The following is a 6,053-nucleotide window of genomic DNA, read 5'->3' as shown; positions in this document are numbered from 1 at the left end:
TATTATATCTGTTTGAATAATCTCATTTGTCACATTTTTTATTGCCGGTATAAAGAGACCCGAAAGTTCCTTCATCGGATAATATAACAAAGAAGACTGCTTAACTGTTCGATTTATCAGTTCATCTTTATTGTCAATATATTCTAAAAAGCTTACAGCCAAGCTCACAATAAAGGCGTATTTCACCGCTCCGAGCAAAGCTCCTAACAGCCTGTTTACTATGCCCAGATGTACAACTTCCAACGCTTTTGTAAGCATAGAGGCCAATAGCAGAAATACAACCGGAACAAGTATCCAAATAAGGAAAAAAGCTATTACTTGGGCTACAGACACTGATGTGCCAAGCTCTACCGCAAGTTTCTCGCCCAACTGGGAGAACAATGCACGTGCCAACAACAGCCCTGCCACAAGCCCTACTATAGTTGCAGCCTGTTTTACAGCCCCTTTCATAAATCCCAGCAATACTCCTACGGCTATAATGGCGATAATAATCCAATCCAAAACGCTTAACTGCAAAGATAAGGATTCAAGAATCATTGCTTAAATATTTTTAGTACAAAAAAGATAAAGAGTTTATAAACAAAGAATGAAAAATGAAGAATGAAGTCAGACAGAACCGACTTTACATTCCTCACTTTTCACTCTAGAATATTGTTATTATAGTGTTTGCTTTACTTCTACTTCTTCGTAAGTTTCGATAATATCGCCCACTTTAATATCATTACAGTTAGTGAGGCTGATACCACACTCGAAGTTTGTACCTACTTCCTTAACATCATCCTTGAAGCGTTTCAAGGCATTGATAGCACCTGTAAATACAACGATACCGTCGCGGATAAGGCGAGCCTTGTCTGAACGCTTAACCTTACCGGTCTTAACCATAGCTCCGGCAACCTGTCCGACCTTGCTGATGTTAAATACCTCGCGGACTTCGATAGTAGCTGTAACCTGTTCTTTCAATGTAGGAGCAAGCATACCTTCCATTGCGGCTTTGACTTCTTCGATAGCATCGTAAATGATAGAATACTTACGGATATCTACACCTTCCTGTTCAGCCAACTTAGCAGCATTGCTTGAAGGACGTACCTGGAAACCAACGATGATAGCATCTGAAGCAGCAGCCAATGATACATCTGATTCTGAAATCTGACCAACTCCCTTATGTATAACATTAACCTGAATCTGTTCAGTAGAAAGTTTGATAAGTGAGTCGCTCAACGCTTCTACAGAACCGTCCACGTCACCCTTAACGATGATATTAAGTTCATGGAAGTCTCCCAATGCAAGACGACGTCCAACTTCATCAAGAGTAAGCATCTTCTGTGTACGCAATCCCTGTTCACGGGCCAACTGTTCACGCTTATTGGCAATTTCACGAGCTTCCTGATCTGTATCAAATACGTGGAATGTATCACCTGCAGCAGGAGCACCGTTAAGACCAAGTATCAATACTGGTTCTGCCGGACCTGCTTCTTTCATACGCTGGTTACGTTCGTTGAACATAGCCTTAACCTTACCGTATGATGTACCAGCCAATACGATGTCACCAACATGCAATGTACCGTTAGATACAAGTACTGTAGCAACATATCCGCGTCCCTTATCCAAAGACGATTCAATGATTGAACCTGTTGCCTTACGATTTGGATTTGCCTTAAGGTCAAGCATTTCTGCTTCAAGCAATACTTTTTCCAACAGGTCGTTAACACCAAGTCCTGTCTTAGCTGAAATATCCTGTGACTGGTACTTACCACCCCACTCTTCTACAAGGAAGTTCATGGCAGCAAGTTCTTCTTTAATCTTGTCAGGATTAGCATTAGGCTTATCAACCTTATTGATTGCGAATACGATAGGTACTCCGGCAGCCATAGCATGGTTGATAGCTTCCTTAGTCTGAGGCATCACGTTATCATCGGCAGCTACAATGATGATTACCACGTCAGTGACCTTAGCTCCACGGGCACGCATCGCTGTAAACGCCTCATGACCCGGAGTATCGAGGAATGTGATACGACGACCGTCGTCCAATTTCACATTGTATGCACCGATGTGCTGAGTGATACCACCGGCCTCACCGGCAATAACGTTTGCTTTACGTATATAGTCAAGCAATGAAGTCTTACCGTGGTCAACGTGTCCCATCACAGTAACGATCGGAGCACGTGGTTCGAGATCTTCTTCCGCATCGGCTTCTTCTTCAATAGCCTGTGCGACTTCCGCACTTACATATTCAGTCTTATATCCGAACTCTTCGGCTACAAGGTTAATAGTTTCAGCATCAAGACGCTGGTTGATAGAAACCATTATACCGACACTCATACATGTAGAGATAACCTGAGTAACAGATATATCCATCATGTTGGCAAGCTCATTTGCAGTAACGAACTCAGTAAGTTTAAGTACTTTGCTTTCTTCCATTTCCAGTTCTTCCTGCTCAAGCTGGCGATTCTGGATATTTTCGCGTTTTTCCTTACGATATTTAGCAGCCTTGTTCTTACCTTTATTTGTCAGACGTGCAAGAGTCTCCTTAATCTGTTTAGCTACATCTTCATCGCTTACCTCCTGTTTTACCACAGGCTTCTTGAATTTTTCTTTTCCTGAGTTCTTACCTCCACCTTGATTTTTGGATGGTTTATCTCCCTTTGCTCCACCGTTAAACTGTGCAGGCTGGGTACTATATATATCTACTCGTTCCTTATTAATTCTATTACGTTTCTTCTTCTTTGAGTTTTCATCCTGTCCACCCTTTTCGGTTGACCTTTCATCACTCTTGCGTATTTCTTTTATAATAGCGTCTTTCATCTGCTTACGCTGTTCCTGACGCATTTTGTCTTTTTCTTCTCTTTCCTTACGCTTTTCTTCTTTAGATTTTTTCTTAGGGCGTGTAGACTGGTTCAATGCAGCCAAATCTATTTGGCCAACAACATTAATTTTAGATTTGAATTCTGTCGGACGGATTTTAAAGACACCGTCATCATTTAATTTGTTTTCAGCTTCTTCCTTTTTTTCTTCCATCGGCTCATTTATAACTTCGTCTGCTTTTGCATCCGTCTGTTTGGTTTCTTTATCTTCATTTACAACAGGAGTTTGTACCTGTGGTTCAACATTTACTTCTTTAGGCTTAACCACCTCAGCCACTGTTTCGTTTTTTTCTTCCACAGCAGTTACAGTTTCAGCCTTAACCTGTTCGTCTGCAGTGTTCGACTCAGCAGCCGCAACAGGAGTTTTAGTTTTCTTTTTATTTATGCTATCAAGATCTATTTTACCAATAGGTTTATATTTCTGACGCACTTCATCTGCTACTGCGGTCTCTGCCTTCACCACATCACCTGCAATGTCGTCAATAGAAACCGAAGCCTTATTTCTTTCCTTATTCTGGCGTTCCTGAATAATTTTCTCAGACTTTAATTTTAAATCCTTATCGTTATTAAACTCTTTTACCAGTTCTGCATACTGTTCTTCTGTTATTTTTGTATTTGGATTAGCCTCCACACTGTATCCTTTTTTCTGCAAGAAGTCAACAGCTGTTGCTATCCCTACATTTAAATCTCTTGCTACTTTATTAAGTCTTATCGTCATAAAATTCAATTAACAATTTAAAATTAACAATTAAAACCAACTGACATTGCAGTTAGTTCTTAGTCAACCAACAAAAAATAAGGCAGAACCGGCATTCAATAAAATAAAGAATGAACAGTAAAAACTCTGCACATTCTTTATTTCGAGCTCATAATTATTCAAATTCAGCCTTTAAAATACGCAATACATCATCAACAGTATTTTCCTCAAGATCAGCTTTCTCAATAAGCATTTCTCTTGGTGCATTTAATACTCCCTTAGCAGTATCAATACCAATACCTTTAATAGCATTGATTACCCACTCATCTATTTCATCTTTAAATTCATCAAGATATATATCATCCTCTGTTGCATTTTCATCAAGTTCACGATACACATCTATTGTATATTCAGTAAGCATGCTGGCCAATTTAATGTTCATACCGCCCTTACCAATAGCCAAAGACACTTCTTCAGGCTTCAAATATACTTCAGCTCTCTTTTCTTCTTCATGCATCACGATAGAAGATATTTTTGCAGGGCTCAAAGCTCTTTGAATAAACAATTGGATATTTGAGGTATAATTAATGACATCGATATTTTCGTTGCGCAATTCACGAACAATACCGTGAATTCTTGAACCCTTAACTCCAACACAAGCTCCAACAGGATCTATTCTTTCATCATAAGATTCTACTGCTATCTTAGCTCTTTCACCCGGAATGCGAGCAATCTTCTTTATAGTAATTATACCATCATTGATTTCTGGTACCTCCTGTTCAAAAAGTCTCTGAAGGAAAACCGGAGAAGTACGGCTCAATATAATCTTTGGATTATTGTTTCTATTATCGACTCTAGCCACAACTGCACGTGCTGTTTCTCCCTTGCGATAGAAATCTCCCGGTATTTGTTCTGTTTTAGGCAATAAAAGTTCATTGCCTTCATCATCAAGCATCAGAATTTCTTTCTTCCATATCTGATACACTTCTGCACTGACAACTTTGCCTACCTGCTCGATATACTTATTATACAAGCTATCTTTTTCAAGCTCCAATATTTTGGATGCCAAAGTCTGTCTTAAATTAAGTATAGCTCTTCTACCAAATTTTTCAAAGATAACCTCATCTGTAACTTCTTCACCAACTTCATACGATGCATCTATCTTTCTCGCTTCAGACAGAGATATTTGTCTGTTGGCATTATTGAAATCCTCATCCGCTACAACTTCACGGTTACGCCAAATTTCAAAATCTCCCTTATCCGGATTTACAATAACATCATAATTTTCATCCGAACCGAACATTTTAGCAATAACGCTACGGAATGATTCTTCCAATACTCCCACCATTGTGGTACGGTCAATATTCTTCAGCTCCTTAAATTCCGAAAAGGTATCAATCAAGCTTACTGTTTCCTCTTTTTTGGCCATAATTATTTAAAGCTAATTAAATATTTTGTATATTTTATTTCTTCGTATTTAAATGTCACAAGTTGCTCAATAAGTTTAGGACGTTTGCTTCCTTCCGGCTTTACCTTAGTCTGAACCGTTAGCGAGAACTCATTCTCATCTACATCAGTCAACACACCTTTATACTTCTTTCCGTCGTTGGCCAACACTTCAACCTCACACCCTTTGTGTATTACATACTGTTGAAGTACTTTGAATGGCTGTCCGATACCAGCAGAACCAACTTCCAATTCATAATCCTCTTCGTCACGACTGAGATTTGCTTCAATATATCTACTCAGTTCGACACAATCATCAATCCATACACCTTCTGCATGATCTATTTCCACAACTATTTTATCATCCGGACTCACCGTGACATCAACTAAAAAATAATCCTTATCTTCAAGCCATTGCGAAACTATCCGACTTACTACATTTTTATCTATCATGGGTAAAATTTTAAGAACAAAAAAGAGGAGCTTAATTGCCCCTCCACCTTTCATCCATATCGGTTGCAAATATACAAACATTAAATTGTAATTCAAAATATTAATTCTATTTTTATTCATCTCAGGTATATTTGCCTTTTACTCATAATAAAATCAGCACCTAAAAACCATGCTAAAAAAGATTTTATAAAACACGGCGGCATTTCATTTAAAACGTGGCCATGTTTTAGTTTAAACTTTAATACCGTCTGAAGTGTACAGAATTTGATAATCTGTTTATGTTATATTATTTCTGACCAAGTTGACTGGTTAAACATTATATTCCTAAGAATGTTGTCAATTTCGCATAAATTGAAGTTAAATTTAAATCGAATAAATATATTCATTGCATAAAAAAGCATTTCTAGATTATTTTTTTCAAAAATTATTTGCAGATTAAAATAAAATGCGTACCTTTGCAACCGCAAACGAGAAACAACGGTGCCATAGCTCAGTTGGTAGAGCAAAGGACTGAAAATCCTTGTGTCCCCGGTTCGATTCCTGGTGGCACCACTTTGAAGAAAAGCAAAAGACAGTAAAATCCTGATTTCCAAGTG

General features: G+C 38.3%; 4 protein-coding genes and 1 tRNA gene. 1 reads left to right on the top strand and 4 read right to left on the bottom strand.

Annotation, left to right across the window (positions count from 1 at the left end; genetic code table 11):
- From I6E24_RS15015 to rimP, 4 genes are all read right to left on the bottom strand, one after another.
- On the bottom strand, window positions 1–537 hold a 537-nt coding region (locus tag I6E24_RS15015; protein ID WP_235329384.1), incomplete at its 3' end, for a CvpA family protein.
- Window positions 538–657: 120 nt separating this feature from the next.
- The gene (gene infB / locus I6E24_RS15010; protein ID WP_235329382.1) at window positions 658–3,579 is read right to left on the bottom strand and encodes a translation initiation factor IF-2; all 2,922 of its coding nucleotides are present in this window, start codon (window positions 3,577–3,579) and stop codon (window positions 658–660) included.
- A 154-nt stretch (window positions 3,580–3,733) separates the two neighbouring features.
- Window positions 3,734–4,987, bottom strand: coding sequence for a transcription termination factor NusA (gene nusA / locus I6E24_RS15005; protein WP_235329380.1), 1,254 nt, complete (start codon window positions 4,985–4,987; stop codon window positions 3,734–3,736).
- Window positions 4,988–4,989: 2 nt separating this feature from the next.
- A complete protein-coding gene (gene rimP, locus I6E24_RS15000; protein WP_235329386.1) occupies window positions 4,990–5,457 on the bottom strand; it encodes a ribosome assembly cofactor RimP in 468 nt (155 codons plus the stop codon).
- Window positions 5,458–5,936: 479 nt separating this feature from the next.
- Between rimP and I6E24_RS14995 the strand changes: the two genes are divergently transcribed.
- A tRNA-Phe gene (locus tag I6E24_RS14995) sits at window positions 5,937–6,009 on the top strand.
- The last annotated feature ends 44 nt before the right edge of the window (window positions 6,010–6,053 follow it).

This window comes from Bacteroides caecigallinarum (assembly GCF_021530995.1).
In the GTDB taxonomy this organism is placed as follows: Bacteria; Bacteroidota; Bacteroidia; order Bacteroidales; family Bacteroidaceae; genus Phocaeicola; species Phocaeicola faecigallinarum.
The sequence above is the reverse complement of the archived record's forward strand: the minus strand, read 5'-3'. Positions and strand labels throughout refer to the sequence as shown.

Excerpts from the sequence above, each read along its gene's own strand:
- infB (WP_235329382.1), bottom strand. The coding sequence starts at position 3,579 with ATGACGATAAGACTTAATAAAGTAGCAAGAGATTTAAATGTAGGGATA.
- nusA (WP_235329380.1), bottom strand. The coding sequence starts at position 4,987 with ATGGCCAAAAAAGAGGAAACAGTAAGCTTGATTGATACCTTTTCGGAA.
- rimP (WP_235329386.1), bottom strand. The coding sequence starts at position 5,457 with ATGATAGATAAAAATGTAGTAAGTCGGATAGTTTCGCAATGGCTTGAA.